The following is a 21,338-nucleotide window of genomic DNA, read 5'->3' as shown; positions in this document are numbered from 1 at the left end:
TGGGAACCTTAAACAAAAAAACCTGCCGTTTAGGGGCAGGTTTTTTTGTTTAATTTATTGGGCCGTTTTAGGCGTTCCGTCTTCGTTCTTATCAACTGCCGGTCTTTTGGCTCTGTTAGCCAGGTCCCATGCGGTAAAATATACCAGTTGTGCCCTTTTTGCTAACAAGTCGAAATGGATTTTCTCCACTTCATCTCCTGGCTGGTGATAATCTTCATGTACACCGTTAAAATAGAAAATTACCGGGATGCCATGTTTAGCAAAGTTGTAGTGGTCAGAACGGTAATAATACTGGTTAGGATCAGTCCTGTTGTTATAGGTCATGTCCAGGTTTAATTTTGTATAAGTCTCGTTTGCTTTAATACCGATTGCATTCAGATCCGAACTTAGCATGTCAGATCCAATAATATAAATGAAGTCCGGATTTTGCTCATGCTCTTTATCTACGCGGCCGATCATATCAATGTTCAGGTTGGCAATTGTCTTATTCAGCGGGAATACCGGATGTTCTGAATACCATTCAGAACCCAATAAACCTTTTTCCTCACCGACAACCGTCATGAACAGGATACTTCTTTTCGGACCTTTACCTGCCTTTTTGGCTTTTGCAAAAGCATCAGCAATCATTAAAACACCTGTTGTACCAGATCCGTCATCATCAGCACCGTTGTTAACTTTGTCTTCACCAGATAAGGTTAAACCAATGTGATCGTAGTGGCCGGTAATAACCAATACTTCATTTTTAAGAACAGGATCAGAACCTTCCAGGAAGCCCAATACATTTTCTGCCCGTATTTTTACTTCTTCTTTAACAGCAGTGCCGCTAACAGTCAAAGGGAATGCACGTGATGCCGGTTTAACATCAGTATCTATCTGAGTTTTTAAAGCAGCAGACGTTGTACCTGCAGCCTTTAAGATCTCGTCTGCAGTTGCAGGAGAAATCAGGATAGAAGGGAAGGTTGACATTTTTTCCATTCTGGCTGTTCTTTCTGCTGTTTTGAGACCTACCTGGCCGGCGCCGGAATACATAGCCTTTAATTCTGGGGTCAGGTTGTCCAGTGTCGGGTCAATCTGTAATACAGCCAATGCCTGATTATCTGCCAGGTATTTGATTTTAGCCTGTTGCGCTAAAATAGCTTTTCTTCTGGCTGCACGGTCTTCAGGGGCAGCAGCACCTTTTGCCGTTGGATCACCCGAAGCGAAAATGATTACCACTTTACCTTTTACATCTATCCCGGCGAAATCATTATATCCATCTTTATTCAGGCCATAACCTGCAAAAACTACATCGTCACCGTGGAAGGCAAAACCTTTCAGCGAGACGCCGGAAGTTGGAATTACAAAATCCTTGCCCTCTTCTTTAGCTACGCCGTTGATAGATAATACTGTCTGCGTAAGCTGGTAGCTGACCATGTCTATCGGCTGAAAATAATCTCCATTGACAGGCCCTTTAAGCCCTATGCTTTTAAAATGATTGCGAATATACTCAGCGGCCATCCAGGCGCCTTTTTTACCGGTCTCACGACCTTCATACTCATCAGAAGCCAGTATTGATAAATGCTTATAGCCGTGATCTTTGTTGATCGTCGTGCTAAATTTTATTGCTGTTTTATCCTGTGCAGAAACACCGATAAAGAGTAATAAAGCAAGACTGGTGCTTAAAAATGATTTGTTCATAGTTTATAATTCAGGGTTAACAGGATATTTTATTCACACGGTCTGCATGTCTGCCACCTTCAAATTCAGTTTGTAAAAAGGTCATCACCATTTCCTGCACCAGCTCCTGACGTACAAAACGGGCAGGGATACAAAGAATATTTGCATTATTATGCTGTCTGCATAAGGCTGCAAGCTCATTTTCCCAGCAGATTGCTGCACGGATTCCCTGATGTTTGTTGGCTGCAATGGCTATACCATTGCCGCTTCCGCAAATCAGGATTCCAAATTCCGCGTCACCGCTTTCTACCGCCCGTGCTACCGGGTGTGCAAAATCAGGATAATCAACAGAGCTGGCAGAAGCCGGACCAAAGTCTGTTACCGGGAAATCAGCTAAAAACTCTTTCAGCATTTCTTTGTACGTGAAACCGGCATGGTCAGAACCGATGGCGATTTTGAAGGTTTTTAAGGGCATTACAGGTTAAAAATTATAAATGGTTTTTTGGTTTAGTTGGAAGGTGCTTTTACTGTTCCGTATAATTCTTTATTCTTTTTACGTTCGATGCTGGCAGAGATGAAAATACTCAGTTCATATAAAATAAACAGTGGGAATGCAACAACCATCATGGTTACCATATCTGGTGTAGGAGTTACGATAGCTGCAATAATTAAGATTATAACAATAGCATAGCGGCGGCTTGCACGCATAAATGCTGGTGTCATGATGCCAAACAGCGATAAGATATAGATCAGTACCGGTAGCTCAAAAATAATTCCTGTACCTATGGTTAAGGTCATTACAGAAGAAAGATAGGAGTCAATTGTAAACGTATTCTCAATCATCGGACTCACGGAGAAGTTAGTCAGGAAGTTGATGGAAAGCGGACAAATAATGAAGTAACCGAACATAATCCCGATTAAAAATAACAGGGAAGAGAAGAATACAAATCCACTTGCCGATTTACGTTCTTTATCATGCAGCGCAGGCTTAATAAATAACCAAAGCTCAAACAGAATATAGGGTACACCGAAGATCACACCTGTCATTACGCAGGAATTAATCTGCAGCGTGAACTGCCCGGCCATCTCTGTATTAATAATTTTACCTTTAATCTCGGTGATGCAGAATTCTGTACCCAGTGAAGGGTAGGCCGCAACCAGTTTACACATCATGCGGTAAGTCCAGAAATTCGGGTCTTTCGGACCCATGATCACTGTGTTGAAAATAAAGTCGTAGAAATAAAATGCGCCTATTGTAATTAATACAATAACGAGCAGTGATCGCAGTAAATGCTTCCTTAATACATCTATGTGGTCGAAGAAAGACATCTCCGCTTCCAGTTTCTTTCCTTTTTCTTTAATGGCCCCGATCAGGTCCTGCGCTTTATTATCACTCATGTAGCTTTCTGTGTATAAACAAAAATACCATTCTAATTAAATAGAATGGTATTTCGGTTTTAAATATAAGAATTAGATTGTTCTATTCAGAAAAAACAAAAGTTTCCATGAATTTCGTGGTAAAATTACCAGCTCGGAAATTCGGGTCTTTCATTAGTTGCAAATGGAAAGGAATAGTCGTTTTTACACCTTCAATTACAAATTCACTTAAAGCACGCTCCATTGTGCTGATTGCTTCTTCACGCGTCTGTGCAACACAGATTAGTTTGGCAATCATGGAATCGTAGTTTGAAGGAATCTGGTAGCCTGCATACACATGTGTATCTACACGTACACCATGACCACCCGGAGAATGGAAATTAGTGATCTTTCCGGGACAAGGTCTGAAGTTGTTGAACGGATCTTCCGCATTAATACGGCATTCAATAGCATGCATATGCGGCAGGTAGTTTTTACCTGAGATCGGTATACCGCTTGCTACTTTAATTTGTTCTTTGATCAAATCGTAGTTAATAACCTCTTCTGTAACGGGGTGCTCCACCTGAATACGGGTGTTCATCTCCATAAAGTAGAAGTTGCGGTGTTTATCTACAAGGAATTCAATTGTACCTGCACCTTCGTACTGAACGGCAGTAGCACCTTTGATTGCAGCTTCGCCCATACGTTCCCTTAATTCAGGAGTCATAAACGGAGAAGGAGCTTCCTCTACCAGTTTCTGGTGGCGACGCTGAATAGAGCAGTCACGTTCAGATAAATGGCATGCTTTACCATATTGGTCACCAATAATCTGGATCTCAATATGACGGGGATCTTCAATATATTTTTCCAGGTATAAACCATCGTTTCCGAAAGCGGCACCTGATTCCTGTCTTGCGCTGTCCCATGCGTTCTCAAAATCTTCATCTTTCCAAACCACACGCATACCACGGCCACCGCCACCGGCAGTAGCTTTCAAAATTACCGGATAACCAATTTCATTGGCCAGAACGATACCTTCTTTTACGCTTTGCAACAGACCTTGCGATCCTGGGATGGTTGGAACACCAGCTTTTTTCATGGTTTCCTTAGCCGACGCTTTGTCACCCATTGAGTTAATCTGCTCAGGAGTAGCACCAATAAATTTGATTCCGTAATCTCTGCAAACAGAAGAGAATTTTGCATTTTCAGACAAAAATCCATAACCCGGATGTATTGCATCAGCATTAGTTAATTCTGCTGCTGAAATAATATTAGGAATACTCAGGTAAGAGTCTTTACTCGGGGGAGGCCCGATGCAGACAGCTTCATCCGCGAAACGAACGTGTAAACTTTCCCGGTCTGCTGTAGAGTAAACCGCGACAGTTTTAATGCCCATTTCTTTACAGGTACGAATAATGCGCAATGCAATCTCGCCCCTGTTGGCAATTAATATTTTTTTAAACATATCTTTGATAAAATGTGAATCTGCCTGGGGCAAGTATTACATTGGTTCTACTAAAAATAAAGGTTGATCATATTCTACCGGAGTAGCGTTTTCTACCAGAACTTTAACGATCCGGCCTGAAACTTCACTTTCAATCTCGTTGAATAATTTCATGGCCTCAATAATACAGATCACTTTTCCTGAAGTAATTTCATCACCTACATTTGCGAATGATGGTTTATCAGGGCTTGAAGAGCGGTAAAAAGTACCGATCATCGGAGATTTAACTGTGATATATTTGGAACTGTCATCAGCTGCCGGTGCAGGTGCAGCCGGAGCTGTAGCCTGTGGTGCTACCGGTGCAGCAGGCAGAACCTGAGGTGCTGTCTGTACAGGTACAGTCGTATTGATCACGGTCGGTGTCTGGTTCGTTTTGATAGTGATTTTGAACTCTTTCTGCTCAATTGCCACTTCATTTACGCCCGAACGAGAAACAAATTTAATGAGTTCCTGAATTTGCTTGATATCCATTTTTTGGTGTTTTGTTGAAAAGATTACTGTCTTTTTAAGGACACTAAGTTAATGTTTTTATTATGTATTTTAATAAGCCCACTTCAGGTAAACCGAACCCCAGGTGAAGCCACCGCCGAAAGCAGCGAGAACAATGTTGTCTCCTTTTTTCAACTGACTTTCCCATTCCCATAAACAAAGAGGAATAGTACCGTTGGTTGTATTACCGTAACGCTCAATATTAATCATTACTTTTTCTGAACCCACGCCCATTCTGGCAGCAGTGGCATCAATAATTCTTTTGTTAGCCTGGTGAGGGACAAGCCATTTTACATCATCAGAAGTCAGATTATTTCTTTCCATGATTTCCGCAGCTACATCTGCCATATTGGTTACCGCAAATTTAAATACGGTTTTACCTTCCTGGTAGACAAAATGCTCACGCTGATCGACAGTTTCATGGGAAGCCGGTTTAACCGAACCGCCAGCCTTCTGATGTAGGAACTGTTCTCCGGAACCATCAGTTTTTAACACAGCGTCCATTATACCATTACCTTCTGTATTAGGCTCCAGTAATACCGCACCACAGCCATCTCCAAAAATAATGCAGGTAGCTCGGTCGGTATAATCAACGATGGAAGACATTTTATCGCCGCCCACAACCAATACTTTCTGATGCTTGCCGGACTCAATGAACTGCGAACCCGTAGTTAATCCGAAAATGAAACCCGAACAGGCAGCCTGAAGATCGAAACCCCATGCATTCACTGCACCAATTTTGTTGGCCAGGATGTTGGCTGTCGCCGGGAAAGGATGGTCGGGTGTAGTTGTACAGAAAATAATAAGATCAATTTCTTCTGCGGTAATTCCTCTTTTTTTCAACAGGCCGTTTACAGCATGTACAGCCATATCAGAAGTGCCTGCGCCTTCCTCTTTTAATATTCTTCGCTCTTTAATACCCGTTCGAGAAGTTATCCATTCATCTGTTGTGTCTACTATTGTTTCTAACTCTTGATTAGAAAGGACATATTCAGGAACGTAACCTTGAACCGCAGTAATTGCAGCGTGAATCTTATTCATTTTTCGATTAATTTTATTTAAATGCGGCCTGTATTTTATCTACCAGACCTGTAGTTATCATGTCTCTCGCCTGGAATACCATATTTTTTACGGCAGTAGGGGTAGAGATACCATGACCAATAATTACAGGTGCATTTACACCAAGAACAGGGCTTCCGCCATAATTCTCGTAGTTAAACCTGTCAAAGAACTCGTCTTTCAATCCTTTTTTGATGGTCATGATATAAAATGACTCTGCAAGCTTTAACATAATATTACCTGTAAACCCGTCACAGACAATTACATCGGCTTTTTGATTGAACAGATCACGTCCTTCAATGTTTCCAACAAAATTAAAGAGATTGCATTCTTTCATTAATGGGAAAGTAGCCAGACTCAGCATATTTCCTTTTTCATCTTCTTCACCAATATTAATTAGTCCGACCTTCGGATTATCGATCTGCATTACATTTTCTGCGTACAGGCTGCCCAGTACACCGAATTGCAGTAAAGTATCCGGTTTACAGTCAGCATTGGCACCTACGTCAAGCATTAAGCCGCGACCGCCGTCCAGCTTAGGTACGATTGTGCAAAGGCAGGGCCTGATAATGCCGGGAACGGTCTTCACACTGAAGACAGCACCAACCATCATTGCACCAGAGTTTCCTGCACCGACAAAAGCGTCTAATTCGCCTTTTTTGAGCATGGAAAAACCGACAGCTATACTGGAATTTGGTTTTTGGGTAATGGCTTTGGTAGGATGTTCACCCATTCCTACAACTTCATCAGTATGTATGAATTCAAAGTGATCGGGATTGAAACCCTGTTCAGCGATTAACGGCTTAATCTGCTGTGTATCGCCAATGAGAACGAGTCGTTCATTCGGCAATAAGAATTCATGAGCAGCTATTGCTCCCAAAACATTTGCTTTGGGAGCATAGTCTCCGCCCATTATATCGAGACCTATTCTCATAGTAAAAAATCAGTTTGTGAGTAAAGCATTATTGCCTTTTTTTTCAAGCGCCTAAGATAAACCTATACCGGCTGAAAACACAAACAATTTCTCAGGAAAATTACCCTATTGAGGTGTTTTCAATAACTAGTTTACCGTTGTAGTATAAATTACCGTCAACGTTGTATGCGTGGTGTGGAACATGGATTGCACCGGTTGTCTGACAAGTAGCTAAAGAAGGAGCTACCGCTTTATAGTGTGTTCTTCTTTTATCTCTTCTGCTTTTAGAGATCTTGCGTTTTGGATGTGCCATTGCTGATTTATTTAAGTATTATTTTAATTTTTTTAATGCTTCCCATCTCGGGTCCGCATCGTTATCTGTTTCTTCCTGCTGAGCGGGGTTAGCTAAACTTTCCAGTCTCGCTATCATTTCCTGGTCACACGTGGCACCAGCCTGCTCGCACAATTTAATATAAGGCACTGATACATTGATAAACTCATAGAGTATCTCAGCGATATCAAGGCTGCTTTCTTTTTTATTCAGGACGATGATCTCCAGATCATCACTTTCCAGCTCATCTTCAGCGAATTTGACTATTTGTCTTTCCCTTACATCAACAGGGTAATCAAATTCAGCTAAACACTTGTCACAATCTAATTTTATTGTTCCCCTTACGCGGATTTTTAAAATTAGCATGGTTTCCTGCTTATCCAGTTCTACATCTACTTTAAGATCCCCGCTTTTAACGAGCGAGTATTCAAAAGCATCAAAAAAGCTGTTATCAATCTCAAAATCAAATTGATGTGTGCCAATTTTTAAGCCTGTAAACGGAATTGAAAATTGCTTTAAAGGTTTCAATTGTAACAAAATTTTAGCCCGCAAATGTATGAATTATTTTGACATTTATAAAATGTTTTGCAAATATTATTGCCCGGCCAACTTGATTAAGATTTATCAGGTCAATCGTTTAGCGCTAACTAATTCGCATCATCCTTCACGTCGGAAGCTGTTTCAATGACTTTACCGCCGGTTCTAAGCTGATTACTCAGTAACGCTTCCTGTTCTCTTCGTTTTCTCACGATATCTACTGCTGCAAAAATAGCTTCTACGAAAGAAGAAGGATCTGCAAGGTTCTTACCAGCAATGTCGTAGCCTGTGCCATGGTCAGGAGAAGTCCTTACAAACTTCATACCTGCTGTATAATTCACGCCGTGGCCAAACGAAATGGTCTTAAAAGGAATAAGTCCCTGATCGTGATACATAGCCAGCACAGCATCAAATTTCTTGTACGTACCACTACCGAAGAATCCATCAGCAGGATAAGGACCAAAACAGATTACGCCACTATCAAAAGCAGTCTGTATAGCCGGCATAATAGTTTCCTGCTCCTCTTTACCCAGTAAACCATTGTCTCCTGCATGAGGATTCAATCCCAGGACAGCAATTTTAGGCTTCTCGATCCAGAAATCCTTCTTCAGACTCTGGTTAATTAAAAGCAGCTTCTGTACAATAGCCTCTTTAGTGATTTTTTCAGGAATCTGTGCGACCGGGATATGACCGGTGACTACACCCACCCGAATTTCTTCACTAACCAGGAACATGAGTACGTCTTTAGCGCCGCAACGCTCCTGAAGATATTCCGTATGTCCGGCAAATTGAAAATTCTCAGACTGAATATTATGTTTATTGATCGGTGCAGTAACCAGCGCATCGATAGCACCACTTACCAGATCTTCCGTCGCTTTTTCCAAAGAAAGCAGGGCATATTTACCGCCTGTTTCAGTAGAAGAGCCCAGCTCAATCTTCACATCTTCTTCCCAGCAGTTAATCATATTTGCTTTTTTGGGATTGGCCGATGCAGCGTCAGTGATCACCTGGAAATTAAAATCTCCCAGGCCCAGCGCTTTCCTGTGATAGGAAGCCACTTTGGTATGCCCGTAAACGATCACTGTACAGAAGTCTAAAACGCTCTGATGCGCTAAAGTCTTCAAAATGACCTCCAGACCTATACCATTTACATCACCGATACTAATACCTATTTTAATCTTATTGCTCATGCTCAAATCGAAATTTGTCCGCAAAATACGGAAAAAATTATAGGATCGGTGGTTTTTGCAAAGCGTGGAGATTTTAAACATTCCAGGAAATGTTATTGATCCGGAGTCTAGAGGTTATAATAGGTTAACATCAGGTTTACAATGGGCCTGTAGTTTTGCGGAATATTTATGATTGAGGTGTGCTAAAACTATTTAGTACAAATATTTTAAAGAACGCGAAAATGAAAAAACCTTTACTCTTTAAACAGAGAAATGTAATGTATGCCGTTGCAGCATGCTTATTGGTAAGCTCGGTATCCGTGCCTGCCATGGCAGCTAAGAATCCGCCGGGGCTTTCCTATTTAATAACAAAGCAGGGATCCGGAACAGTCAGTGGAAAGGTAGTTGATGAGAAAGGCGAACCACTGCCCGGGGCAAGTGTGCACATTAAACAATTAAACAAGGCGGTGCAAAGCAGTCCCGACGGTTCCTTTAGTATCACTGTACCAGCAGGGACGTACGATATTGTCGTTAGTTTTATTTCCTATGCGACAGTGAATTACGAGCGAACTGTGGTCAGGGAAGGCGAAACAACACCATTGAATGTGGTATTAAAAGGCGAGGCTGGTTCCCTGAATGAAGTACTGGTTGTAGGTTATGGAACGCAGAAGCGGGAAAATTCAACTGGTGCGGTAGATCAGATCACGGCGAAGAATATAGAGAACAGGCCAATTACTAACCTCACCCAGGGTCTGCAGGGTTTGCTTCCCAATCTTAATCTTAAGATGATGGATGGTAAACCTACTCAATCTCCAAGTTATAATATCCGGGGTACAACTTCAATCGGCCAGGGTGGTAGCGCACTCGTCCTAATAGATGGTTTTGAAGGTGATCCAAGTTTACTTAACCCCAATGATGTCGAAAGTGTCTCAATCCTGAAAGATGCGGCCTCTGCTGCAATTTACGGGGCGCGAGGAGTTTTCGGTGTAGTATTAATTACAACCAAGAAAGCAGTCAAAGGACGTACCAACATTAGTTACTCTTCCAATTACGCTATCAAAAGCCCTTTACAGGTTCCTGACTATGTAACGGACGGTTATACCTGGTCGAAAATGTTTGCCGAAGCTTTTATAAACGGAGATGGAGCTTTTCCTCAGAATGCCAATAAGACGCAGAAGTTTTCACAAGCATATCTGGACGAATTTAAGAGAAGATCAGAGTCCGGACAGCCTTATAACCAGGTGGAAGTAGACCCGATTACTGGTGAGTATACTTATTATGGCAGTACTGACTACTATGCAGAATTGTATAAAAAGAATACGGCATCGCTGGAGAACAACTTATCGGTAAGCGGTGGCAGCGATAAGGCTTCATTTCTGGTTTCCGGTCGTATGTTAAAGCAGGAAGGGTTATTTAAGTATAACAGCGATGATTATGATATGAAAAATATTCGTGCCCGCGGATCTGTTCAGGTATTTCCCTGGTTGAGTATAGAAAACAACGCAGATTATTCCATCATGAAGTATCATAATCCGATCAACGTCGGTGAAGGCGGAGGAATCTGGCGAAACATCGCTGACGAGGGTAAACCTACAGTTCCTTTATTTAATCCCGACGGTACACTAACGTTTGCCTCTGCTTATACTATCGGAGATTTCATATACGGGAAGAACGGAATTGATACGAAACGGGAGGTGTTTAGAAATATTACCAGCTTGAGGAGTAATTTCTTCAATAATAAATTCCGTGTCAATGCAGATTTTACTTTCCGTAATACGAATAATGATAAAGAGCAAAAAAGAGTTCAGGTTCCTTATAGCAGCACACGTGGTTTAACCTCTTTTGTTGGAACAGCGACAAATGATTTGCTTTTCGATATGCAGGAAACCAAGTATCTGGCTACCAATATTTATGCGGAGTATGAAAACCGGTTTGGTGCAGACCATTACCTGAAGGCAATGGCAGGTTATAATTATGAAGAGTCTACTTATAACCGTGTATCGGTACAAAGAAATGGACTTATTTTTGAAGATGCAACGGATTTAAACCTTGCACTTGGACAATCTATCACCACTGGTGGCGGCTATGAGCAATGGGCAATTTTGGGTGGATTTTCAAGATTGAACTATTCCTTCAAAGATCGTTACCTGATAGAGGTAAACGCCAGGTATGACGGGTCTTCGAAATTCCCATCTAATCAGCGTTACGGATTTTTTCCATCGGTTTCAGGGGGTTGGAGAATCAATAAAGAGCCTTTCTGGAATGTATCGGACCAGCTTGTATCTGATTTAAAGTTGAGAGCATCCTACGGTTCGCTGGGTAATGGTAACATTGCATCCTATGCCTTTCAGGAAACTTTCAATATCAAACAATCTGATATGATCTTAAATGGTACAAGACCACAGACTACGCAGTCACCTGCAGTGTTGCCTAACGGACTAACCTGGGAGACCTCTACAACCAGCAATTTCGGACTTGATCTGACCATGCTCGGCGGACGGTTAACATTTACAGGCGATATGTATACCCGTAAAACCAAAGATATGTTTACGGTTGGTTTAACTCCTCCGGCAGTTTTCGGTGCAGATGTTCCAAAGGGTAATTATGCGAACCTGACCACTAAAGGCTGGGAACTTTCTCTTGGATGGAACGACAGGATCGGAAATGGTGATAAACCTTTCAGTTATAACGTAAGATTAACTTTATCTGATAACAAGAGTAAGATTGACAAGTACAATAATCCTGACAAATTGTTAAGTGATTATTATGAAGGTCAAACGCTGGGTGAGATCTGGGGTTATGAAACGGAAGGCTTTTTTATTGATGAGGCCGATATCGCTTCACATGCCAAGCAAGATCCGCAGATGAGAGCTTCGCCAACCGGAAAATGGTTTCCTGGAGATATTAAACTCAAAGACCTCAATGGTGACGGTTTTATCAATGTTGGCGAAAACAAAGTTGGTAATTCCGGTGACAGAAAAATAATTGGAAATTCCGCTCCGAGATATATGTACGGGATCAATCTTGGGGCTAACTACCACAATTTCTCTTTTTCCGTTTTCTTTCAGGGTATAGCTAAGCAGCAATGGTATCCAAGTACAGAGACTGAAATGTTCTGGGGACAGTACAACAGGCCATATAACAACATCCCGACATTCCATGTAGGTAATATGTGGACACCTGAAAATACCGATGCTTATTTTCCAAGAACTATGTCCAGGGCTGCATCAAGCAATACAAACCGGACACTTGGAGTAGCGCAGACACGTTACCTGCAGAATGTAGCTTATCTGCGTATGAAGAATATTCAGGTTGGGTATACCTTACCTGGGAAATGGATAAACAAAATTGGCGTCCGTTCTGCCAAAGTTTTTCTTTCAGGAGAAAACCTGTTCACTTACTCACCAATGTATAAAGTCGTAAAAAATACCATCGACGTGGAGAATGCTGTTCCTTCAGACCAGGATCTTAATAAAGACAGCAAAAACGGCGACGGGTACAATTATCCCCTAATGAAAGCAGTTTCATTCGGTTTGAATATTGGAATTTAAGAAAATACTAAAGACAAAGATTAAGATGAAAAGATATTATATATGGTTTCTATTAGGATGCATGAGTTTTACAGCATGTAAAAAGCTAGATCAGCAACCTGAATCAACCGCTACCAAAAATGCCGTTTTCGGTACGGAAAATGGGCTTAAATTATATACCAATTCCTTTTATAACATGGAATTTCTACCCAAAAGGTCTACTACCGGTGATGCTATGTCAGATTACCTGGCAGTCAGATCGGTTCAGGATTTTATCCGTCCCGGTGGATTCGGTGCAAATAATAGCGATGGCTGGAAATGGACAGATTTAAGAAACATCAATTACTTTATTGAAAATTGTAATGATCCCGCTGTCCCTGTGGCCGTCCGTAATAACTATATCGGTATTGCACGCTATTTCCGCGCCTATTTTTATATGGAAAAAGTGAAGCGATTTGGAGATGTACCCTGGATTGGCAAAGCAATGGATATAGACGACCCGTCATTAAATGCAGGTCGCGACAAGAGGGAACTGGTTATGGATTCTGTGCTTGCAGATATCAATTTTGCCTGCGAAAATATCCTGGCAACTAATGATCCCAGCAGGACGATGGTGACCAAGTGGGTAGCAAATGCCTATAAGTCCAGGTTGTGTTTATTCGAAGGAACATATAGAAAGTATCACACGGAGCTAAACTTAACAGGCACTGCAAATAAGTGGCTCGAAGAGGCAGCATCCGCAGCAGATAATGTTATTAAAAACGGAGGTTACTCTTTAAATACAGCGGGCGGACCAGATGCGTCCTACCGTCAGGTATTTACCAGTAACACACCCGTTGCCGGTGAAGTATTACAGGCGGCAGTGTCAGATCTAAATTTGGGTATTCTGCATGATGCTAACTGGTGGTGGACTAGTGGAACTTATGGTGCTAAAGCAAGTTTCACCCGTACATTTATCAATACCTATCTTAAACTTGATGGTACTCCTTTCACAAATGACCCGGCCTACCGTACCATGGTATTTAAAGACGAAGTGAAACACCGCGATTTGCGTTTGAAACAAACAATACGCCTTGGTGACTATAAGCGGATCAGCAGTGGTAAGCAGGTTCCTGCACCTCCATTATTTTCTTATACGTTTACGGGCTATCAGCCAATCAAATGGACGCTGGATGATATTAATTTTGATGCCGGATCTTTAAATACAAATGCAATAGCATTATTTCGCTATGCGGAAGTGCTGCTTAACTATGCCGAAGCAAAAGCTGAGCTAGGTACGCTGACCAATGCTGACTGGGCATTGACGGTCGGTGCATTAAGATCAAGAGCCGGAATTACTGGAGGACTTTCCGCGAAGCCAATGGTTCCAGACCCTTATTTAATGACAAATTACTTTCCCGGAATAGCAGATGCCTCTATACTTGAAATCAGAAGAGAAAGAGGAATAGAATTAAGTCTGGAAGGATTCCGTTTTCCAGATATTCTAAGGTGGAAAAGAGGCGCTTTAATGGAGCAGGAGTGGAATGGCTTCTATGTGCCCGAACTTAATACACCGATGGACTTAAATGAAGATGGTATTCTGGACGTTGCGTTCTATCAGGGTACACGTCCTAATCCTGCAGTTGCCGGTGTGACTTATGTGGACGTTTCCGCAACAAACGGTAATGCAATCAATTCCCAACTGTTAAAAAACGGGCGGTCCGGTGAATTGACCTGGATGAATGAAATACCTAGAAAATGGGATGAGCGGAACTATTATTATCCTATTCCTCTGAATGATTTACAGCGTAACCCTAACCTGAAACAAAATCCGGGCTGGCAATAAACCGATATGAAAATGAGAAATAATTTCTATAAAAAAACGGTGCTCGCTGCAGCACTACTGCTTAGTACAAACTTTGCACTAAAAGCGCAGAACCTTACAATTGGGTCTTTTAACATCCGCTTTGATAATCCCGCAGACAGTGGAAATCTCTGGAAGGACAGGGCACCTGTTGTGTCTGATCTGATCCGTTTTCATGATTTCGATGTGCTGGGTGTTCAGGAGGCACTTAAAAACCAGGTTGCAGACCTATCTGCCGCTTTACCGGAATATGAACGTTATGGTAAGGGGCGTGATGACGGAAAAGATGGCGGGGAACACTCTGCCATCTATTTTAAGAAGGAGCGGTTCAAGCTGATTAAAAGTGGGGACTTCTGGTTGTCGGAAACTCCAGATAAACCAGGTAAAGGCTGGGATGTGACCTGTTGTAACCGGATCTGCTCGTGGGTCTTTCTGGAGGATAAACAGAGCAAGAAAAAGTTTTATGCTTTTAATGTTCATTTTGATCATCAGGCGGTAATTGCAAGACAGGAAAGCAGCAAGTTAATGTTACAGAAGATTAAGGAAATTGCAGGCGATATGCCAGCTATACTTACTGGCGACTTTAACGGAAGCCGTGATACTGAATGGTATAAAGCATTGGCGACTTCCGGGCTGATCAGTGACGTTTATGAACACGTGAGTCATCCCTATGCCAATAATTCATCCGCGAATGGTTTTAAAACTCCGAAAGGTAATGCGGTAATTGATCATATTTTTTCTACCCGGCATTTTACCGCTAAAAAATGGGGGATTTTAACAGATACCTATTTTGGTAAATTCCCTTCAGATCACTTCCCTATTTTGGCAGAGGTTGTTTTAAAATAGCAAATTCTGCAATAATAAGCCTGTAATTACCCCTCCGTATAAAGGATTTACAACAGAAAATCCTTTATACGGAGGGGTTTTTTCGTCCTACAGAGGTTAAATTCTCACCACGCATACGCCACCACTTATTAGAAGAGCAATCTCTTTACATGACAGACTCTTCATATAAAGATAATCTTACTTTTTTTACATGAAGAGTCCCTCGTGTAAAGGATATTTGCATGAAGGTTTAATCGGAGTTTTGTCTCTTTTTGAAAGCTAATATTGTTCGCTGTTGTTCGGAAATGCTTTTGATTTAACATCGGAAACGTAGCTTTCTCCTGCCAGGCGAATTTCTTCATACACATTTAAGTATTGTCTTAAAAACCTCGGTCTGAATCCCTTTGTTAATCCTATCATATCGTTGACCACTAAAACTTGGCCATCACATCCATTACCTGCACCTATTCCAATGGTCGGTATTTTCAGCATCAGGGAAACCTCCATTCCAAGTTTCGCAGGAATCTTTTCAAGAAGCAGGGCAAAACAGCCCGCCTGCTGAAGCAATGCAGCATCCTCGATTAATTTCGAAGCCTCCGCCTCGTCCTTTCCCCGGACTGCATAGGTTCCAAACTTATAGATTGACTGCGGCGTCAGACCCAGATGGCCCATTACAGGAATACCAGCGCAGAGAATCCGATCTACAGATTCCATGATTTCTGCTCCTCCTTCCAGTTTAAGTCCATGTGCGCCAGATTCCTTCATTATCCGAATGGCTGAGTTTAGGGCTTCCCTGGAATTTCCCTGGTAAGTTCCGAAGGGCAGATCAACCAGGACCAGCGATCTTTTTGCCGCTCTCACAACGCTTTGAGCATGATAAATCATTTGATCCAGCGTTATAGGAAGCGTAGTTTCATGACCAGCCATCACATTTGATGCGGAATCACCGACTAGCAGTACATCCAGACCTGCATCATCAAGCACAGTTGCCATGGAGTAATCATAAGCAGTCAGCATGGCGATCTTCTCACCATCATCCTTCATCTTCTGCAGGGTATTGGTGGTGATTCTTTTAATTTCTTTATGTTGAGACATGATGTTTTATTTAAATAAGATATTTTCAGGAATGCGATGCTTTTAAAAGCACCCCGCGAATCTGCTTTTCAAGTAAGTTGAACAATAGTCCAAGGATAATAAAAAGGCAAGCCCAAAGCTTCCATGACGGCAGAGCCTCCCCAAGAAAAAATGCAGAGCTGAGCAGACCCACAACAGGGACAAGCAACGTGAAGGGCACGATTACTCCCGTAGAATAATTGTTTAATAGAAACCCCCAGGCGCCATAACCTACTAAGGTCGAAAGGTACACCGTATAAATAATGGCAAGAATTGTTTCGAGAGATATTTCCTGATAAGAGGAGTAAATTAAAGCAGGTCCTTCTGCGAACAGGGATATCCCCATCATTATAGGAAAGGCCACTAAATTCCCCCAAACCACAAGGGCAAGAGGTGATTCTGCAGCGACTTTTTTAGTGAACATATTTCCCACCGCCCAGGACAATGCAGAGAGCAGTGTGAGTATAAGACCGATCAGAGTAGAGCCTCCGCCAACCTGAGTGGCAACGAGTCCTACGCCGACAAAGGAAATCAATGCCCCGATAATCTTCCAGTTGCTCGGCCGGTCCTTAAAGAGAAGTGCGGCCAGCCCCATGGAAAAGAAAACCTGAACCTGTATAACCAATGAGGAAAGACCGGGTGACAGGCCAAGGTGAATACCAGTGAAAAGCAGCCCAAATTGAACGGCAAATGTAAATATTCCATAACCGAGAATGAGTTTAAGCTTCGCTTTCGGTTTTGGAATAAAAAACACCCATGGGAGTGCAGCCAGCCCAAAGCGGATTGCACAAAGCAGGAAAGGCGGAAGAACTTTTAAACCAGAATGTATAGCAATAAAGTTTAAACCCCAGATAACAACAGTGAGGATAGCGAGCAAAAGATGTTTCGGCTTCAAGTTAATCGTGTTTTATTATGAATTGGTCAAAACTATCACGTTAAGGCAAGAAGAAACAGATACAGTTGTTTGTATTAATTGGGGTACAGATTTATAGAGCCTGCTTAACAATTTTACCCAGACGCATCAGGTCATATTCAATCTTATCGTCCCATTGTAATGCGAAATTCAGTCTCATACAGTTTTTGAACTGATTATACTGAGAGAACATATTACCCGGCGCAAAACTTAATTTTTGTTTTAAGGCAACATCATAAAGCTCAGATGTATCTATACTCTTGCCAAGTTCCAGCCATAAGAATAAACCACCCTGAGGTTGGGAAATTCTGGTGTTTTCTGGAAAATATTCTTCTATCGCCCGTTGAAATTTCAGGCAGTTGGTATGCAGAGTTTGGCGAAAGCCACGCAGATGGTGGTCATACCGTCCATATTCCATGAAATCTGCAATAACCTCTTGATAGAGAGAGGGCAGAGCAACGGTCTGTACCAGTTTCTGCCGGATTACTTTATCCTTGAATTTGCCAGGTGCCACCCATCCAACACGATATCCCGGGGCAAGAGTTTTGGACACTCCCCCGCACCACATTACAATTCCTTCCGAATCAAATAGCTTACAGGGTTTTGGCCGGGATCCTCCAAAAAACAAATTTCCAAAAAGATCATCTTCAATCAATGGAATATTATGCAGTGTCAATAGCTCGACTAACTCCTTTTTGTTTTCATCGGGCATTAAGCTCCCCATCGGATTACTGAAATTGGTGGTGAAGCAGCAGGCACTAATATTATGCAGGACTTTCTTCAACGCACTGATATCTATTCCGGTAACAGGGTGGGTGGGCAGTTCAATTACATTTAGCCCCATAGACTTTGCCAGCTGCAGAATTCCGAAATAAACCGGACTTTCCGTTGCGATGGTATCTCCAGGCTTGGTTACTGCCATCAGGCAATGGAAGATCGCATTGGTGGTTCCAACGGTCGTTACTATATCGTCCTCAGTTAACTTGCCATTCATGACCAAAGACCATTTTGCAATATTTCTTCTCAGGTTAAGGCTACCTTGTGCGGGCTCAAAGGCAGTGCCGCTTGCCTCGATACCATTTATCACTTTGACTAAACCTTTATTGAGCTTGGCAATAGGCAGGAGTGCATTATCGGGTATGCCGAGTGAAAATTGCCTGATATCCTTATCTTTTAGAATTTCAAATACCCTTACAATCAGGTTTTCTGGATTATTTGTGCCTTCCGCTACCTTAGGCTTACTGGCAGATGGAAGGGCAAATTTTCTATTTGAGGTCTTACTAACATAGAAGCCAGATCTGGGGCGGGATTCTATTAAAGATTTACTCTCTAAAAATAAAAATGCCTGGATGACAGTATTTATGCTAACCTTATAAATCTTTTGTACCGAACGTATTGAAGGAAGTTTATCTCCCATCCTTAAAGTACCGGATAAGATTTGCTCTTCTAGTGTATTCGCAATCTTTAGATATAAGATTTCTTTGGCCATTTTAACATGCTGTAACCGTAAAGATATGAAAAAACACATCTGTAGCAGTTTGGAGATGGCAGCTTTCCTATTTCAGTACTTTTCCCAGCTCTTCCAGCAAGGCCTCGCCGCGCAGGTTTTTGAGGTAAGATGGTCATCATTATTATAAATTGTCATTACCTGTTCGTCGGTTTTTAATGTTTAACCGGCTCATTTCATAAAACTTGTTTAATTTGCGGCCGCATTGGCATGTGCCTTTGCAATCAGGATAATAAAGGAGAATTTTATGAGTTTGGTCAGGGCGAAAAAACATTTAGGGCAGCATTTTTTAACGGATAAAAAGATAGCCGCTAAAATTGTTGACGGGCTGGTTCATACCGATCAGTACAAACAGGTGCTGGAGGTTGGACCGGGAATGGGAATACTTTCTGATATTTTATTGGAAAGAGAGCACCTGGAAACCTATATGATTGATATCGATACCGAATCTTATAATTTCCTGAAGGACAAGTACCCGCAAATGGGCAGCAGACTAATTAACGGAGATTTTCTAGCCATGGACCTGCGGGCGGTTTTTTCCGGCAAGTTTGCGGTGATTGGTAATTTCCCCTATAATATTTCCTCACAGATCTTATTCAAAATTCTTGCACACCGCGATCAGGTTGTAGAGATGGTCGGGATGTTTCAAAAAGAAGTAGCGGAACGCTGTGCTTCTAAAAGCGGGACCAAAGACTACGGCATACTTAGTGTGCTGATCCAGGCATATTATAATATAGATTATTTGTTTACAGTGAAGCCGGGGACGTTTAACCCGCCACCAAAAGTAAACTCAGGAGTTATCCGCTTAAGCCGGAACGAGATGAAAGAACTGCCTTGTGATGAGAAATTGTTCTGGGCTGTTGTAAAATCCGGATTCAACCAACGTCGTAAAACCTTAAGGAATGCACTTTCCGGAGTTGTTCCTAAAATTAAAATGGATGAGCATCCATTCTTTGATAAACGTGCAGAGCAATTGACTGTTGCAGATTTTATTAGCTTGACGCAGCATGTTAACGCACTTTTAAACGCATAAACAATGAAAGGAAAGATTTTAATTATTGATGACTTACATCCCGAGTTTAAAGAGCGGGCAATACTGGCGGGTTATGAGGTAGATGACCTGCCGCAGATTACCAGGGCGGAAACACTGGCTGTAATAGGTGAATATACCGGCATTGCAGTAAGAACAAAGTTCAGAATAGACAGTGAGGTTATGGAGGCAGGTGTAAATCTGCGTTTCATTGCCCGTGCAGGTGCAGGCCTGGATAATATTGACGAGGCTTATGCCGCAGAAAGAAATATTCTGTTAATGAATGCACCCGAAGGAAACCGCGATGCCGTCGGTGAACATGCGACTGGCCTTTTACTGTCCCTGCTTAATCATTTTCGCAGAGCAGACACGGAAATTCGGAATGGCATCTGGGACCGTGAAGGAAACAGGGGTTATGAGCTGAAAGGTAAGACTGTCGGTATAATCGGATATGGATTTATGGGGAGCAGTTTTGCCCGTAAGCTGGCCGGTTTTGAAGTAAATGTAATTGCATACGACAAATATAAAACTGGTTTCTCAGACCAGTATGTGCGGGAATGCAGCATGGAAGAAATTGTAAAGCATAGTGATGTGCTGAGCCTGCACATTCCGCTTACTCCTGAAACTGCCCAGTTGGTTAACGAAGAGTATTTATTCCATTTTAAGAAGAATATCTTCCTGATTAATACGGCAAGGGGAGAAGTGGTTAATACCACTGCCTTGCTAGCTGCGCTGGAATCCGGTAAGGTTATCGGTGCAGGACTAGATGTTCTGGAAGTAGAGAAATTCCCAAAATTAGGTGAGCAACCTTGGTATGAAGCTTTGAAAGGGAACGAAAATGTAATGCTGACCCCACACGTAGGCGGATGGACCTTTGAATCCTACCGTAAAATATCTTCGGTACTGGCCGACAAACTGGAAGCTGCCTCTTTTTAAAGGTCAGCATAAATGACAAGAGCTCCGCAGGTAGCCCAGTAAAAGGCAAAACCTGCGGAGCTTTTTTTATAAATTGGTAGCATATTAAGGTTTTGTTCGGGTCTTGGTCGTGTGTCGTTGGTAGTTGACCCGATTTTATATGGGGTTAGCCCGAGGTTGACCCGAATAACACATTGTTTTATCATGTCAACCTTAATATTTATTCCTGAATTTAGAATCCGGACAAAACTAATGCCCGAACCAGATTATCTTCTGGTTTTGGTCGGGTCTTGGTCAGGTATCCTCTTAAACTCACTCGTATGAAACCCACAATAACCCCATACGTAACCCACAGAGAACCCACATCTTACCCACAAGATTGTGTGATTTATTAGATAACCGTGGATTTTTGGTCATTAATGTTCGAATCAGATTGCCACGAGATACGTTACGACTATTCCTCTTGTCGTTATATTATAAATTCTATTTATATTCATTAAATGAATTTCCAATCTTCACAAATTTTTCAGCGAGCTTATCAGCTTGCTGCATTGGAAGATAAACCAAAAATTCTCCGGGATTATCTGGCAGAAGATCCGCTGCCGCTTTTCAGGGACAGGGTTGTGAAACCTATTGAATAAGGTGATT

At 42.0% G+C, this 21,338-nt stretch carries 19 protein-coding genes; 6 read left to right on the top strand and 13 right to left on the bottom strand.

Annotated elements, in window-relative coordinates:
* Positions 1–54 precede the first annotated feature (54 nt).
* The 10 genes from BLR53_RS10335 to pdxA form a co-directional block, all read right to left on the bottom strand.
* On the bottom strand, positions 55–1,677 hold the full coding sequence (locus BLR53_RS10335; protein WP_037443316.1) for a M28 family peptidase: 1,623 nt from the start codon (positions 1,675–1,677) through the stop codon (positions 55–57).
* A 16-nt stretch (positions 1,678–1,693) separates the two neighbouring features.
* On the bottom strand, positions 1,694–2,131 hold the full coding sequence (rpiB, locus tag BLR53_RS10330; RefSeq protein WP_074589385.1) for a ribose 5-phosphate isomerase B: 438 nt from the start codon (positions 2,129–2,131) through the stop codon (positions 1,694–1,696).
* 32 nt (positions 2,132–2,163) lie between these two features.
* Positions 2,164–3,054, bottom strand: coding sequence for a twin-arginine translocase subunit TatC (gene tatC, locus BLR53_RS10325; RefSeq protein ID WP_037440959.1), 891 nt, complete (start codon positions 3,052–3,054; stop codon positions 2,164–2,166).
* Between the two features lie 82 nt (positions 3,055–3,136).
* Entirely contained in the window at positions 3,137–4,477 is a 1,341-nt protein-coding gene (gene accC / locus BLR53_RS10320) for an acetyl-CoA carboxylase biotin carboxylase subunit (protein ID WP_037441045.1), read from the bottom strand.
* A 36-nt stretch (positions 4,478–4,513) separates the two neighbouring features.
* Entirely contained in the window at positions 4,514–4,987 is a 474-nt protein-coding gene (gene accB / locus BLR53_RS10315) for an acetyl-CoA carboxylase biotin carboxyl carrier protein (RefSeq protein ID WP_037440962.1), read from the bottom strand.
* Between the two features lie 69 nt (positions 4,988–5,056).
* On the bottom strand, positions 5,057–6,046 hold the full coding sequence (locus BLR53_RS10310) for a beta-ketoacyl-ACP synthase III (protein WP_037440965.1): 990 nt from the start codon (positions 6,044–6,046) through the stop codon (positions 5,057–5,059).
* Between the two features lie 13 nt (positions 6,047–6,059).
* Complete coding sequence (gene plsX, locus BLR53_RS10305; protein WP_037440969.1) at positions 6,060–6,998, bottom strand: phosphate acyltransferase PlsX; 939 nt, start codon at positions 6,996–6,998, stop codon at positions 6,060–6,062.
* 100 nt (positions 6,999–7,098) lie between these two features.
* Entirely contained in the window at positions 7,099–7,290 is a 192-nt protein-coding gene (gene rpmF, locus BLR53_RS10300; protein ID WP_073238280.1) for a 50S ribosomal protein L32, read from the bottom strand.
* An 18-nt stretch (positions 7,291–7,308) separates the two neighbouring features.
* Positions 7,309–7,836, bottom strand: coding sequence for a YceD family protein (locus tag BLR53_RS10295; RefSeq protein WP_074589800.1), 528 nt, complete (start codon positions 7,834–7,836; stop codon positions 7,309–7,311).
* Positions 7,837–7,955: 119 nt separating this feature from the next.
* Positions 7,956–9,035 (bottom strand): 4-hydroxythreonine-4-phosphate dehydrogenase PdxA, encoded by a 1,080-nt coding sequence (gene pdxA / locus BLR53_RS10290; RefSeq protein WP_074589383.1) that lies wholly within the window; start codon positions 9,033–9,035, stop codon positions 7,956–7,958.
* Between the two features lie 221 nt (positions 9,036–9,256).
* On the opposite strand from pdxA, the gene BLR53_RS10285 reads away from it, so the two are divergent.
* The 3 genes from BLR53_RS10285 (at position 9,257) to BLR53_RS10275 (ending at position 15,233) form a co-directional block, all read left to right on the top strand.
* On the top strand, positions 9,257–12,565 hold the full coding sequence (locus tag BLR53_RS10285) for a SusC/RagA family TonB-linked outer membrane protein (RefSeq protein WP_074589381.1): 3,309 nt from the start codon (positions 9,257–9,259) through the stop codon (positions 12,563–12,565).
* Positions 12,566–12,626: 61 nt separating this feature from the next.
* Positions 12,627–14,369 carry a RagB/SusD family nutrient uptake outer membrane protein gene (locus BLR53_RS10280; protein WP_244889482.1) on the top strand — a complete coding sequence of 581 codons (1,743 nt, stop codon included), beginning with the start codon at positions 12,627–12,629 and terminating at the stop codon, positions 14,367–14,369.
* Positions 14,370–14,381: 12 nt separating this feature from the next.
* The gene (locus tag BLR53_RS10275; protein ID WP_074589794.1) at positions 14,382–15,233 is read left to right on the top strand and encodes an endonuclease/exonuclease/phosphatase family protein; all 852 of its coding nucleotides are present in this window, start codon (positions 14,382–14,384) and stop codon (positions 15,231–15,233) included.
* 258 nt (positions 15,234–15,491) lie between these two features.
* Here the strand turns inward: BLR53_RS10275 and panB are convergent, their stop codons facing one another.
* The 3 genes from panB to BLR53_RS10260 all read right to left on the bottom strand — a co-directional run bounded on the left by panB (position 15,492) and on the right by BLR53_RS10260 (position 18,727).
* Complete coding sequence (gene panB / locus BLR53_RS10270) at positions 15,492–16,307, bottom strand: 3-methyl-2-oxobutanoate hydroxymethyltransferase (protein ID WP_074589378.1); 816 nt, start codon at positions 16,305–16,307, stop codon at positions 15,492–15,494.
* A gap of 25 nt (positions 16,308–16,332) precedes the next feature.
* On the bottom strand, positions 16,333–17,220 hold the full coding sequence (locus BLR53_RS10265) for an EamA family transporter (protein ID WP_074589376.1): 888 nt from the start codon (positions 17,218–17,220) through the stop codon (positions 16,333–16,335).
* Between the two features lie 91 nt (positions 17,221–17,311).
* Positions 17,312–18,727 carry an aminotransferase-like domain-containing protein gene (locus tag BLR53_RS10260; protein WP_037440979.1) on the bottom strand — a complete coding sequence of 472 codons (1,416 nt, stop codon included), beginning with the start codon at positions 18,725–18,727 and terminating at the stop codon, positions 17,312–17,314.
* A gap of 265 nt (positions 18,728–18,992) precedes the next feature.
* On the opposite strand from BLR53_RS10260, the gene rsmA reads away from it, so the two are divergent.
* The 3 genes from rsmA to BLR53_RS19940 all read left to right on the top strand — a co-directional run bounded on the left by rsmA (position 18,993) and on the right by BLR53_RS19940 (position 21,331).
* On the top strand, positions 18,993–19,778 hold the full coding sequence (gene rsmA / locus BLR53_RS10255; protein WP_037440986.1) for a 16S rRNA (adenine(1518)-N(6)/adenine(1519)-N(6))-dimethyltransferase RsmA: 786 nt from the start codon (positions 18,993–18,995) through the stop codon (positions 19,776–19,778).
* A 3-nt stretch (positions 19,779–19,781) separates the two neighbouring features.
* Entirely contained in the window at positions 19,782–20,711 is a 930-nt protein-coding gene (locus tag BLR53_RS10250; RefSeq protein WP_037440988.1) for a 2-hydroxyacid dehydrogenase, read from the top strand.
* A 479-nt stretch (positions 20,712–21,190) separates the two neighbouring features.
* A complete protein-coding gene (locus tag BLR53_RS19940) occupies positions 21,191–21,331 on the top strand; it encodes a hypothetical protein (protein ID WP_157282853.1) in 141 nt (46 codons plus the stop codon).
* Positions 21,332–21,338: the final 7 nt, after the last annotated feature.

Origin of the sequence: Pedobacter antarcticus (assembly GCF_900103515.1) — a bacterium.
GTDB lineage: Bacteria > Bacteroidota > Bacteroidia > Sphingobacteriales > Sphingobacteriaceae > Pedobacter > Pedobacter antarcticus.
The sequence above is the reverse complement of the archived record's forward strand: the minus strand, read 5'-3'. Positions and strand labels throughout refer to the sequence as shown.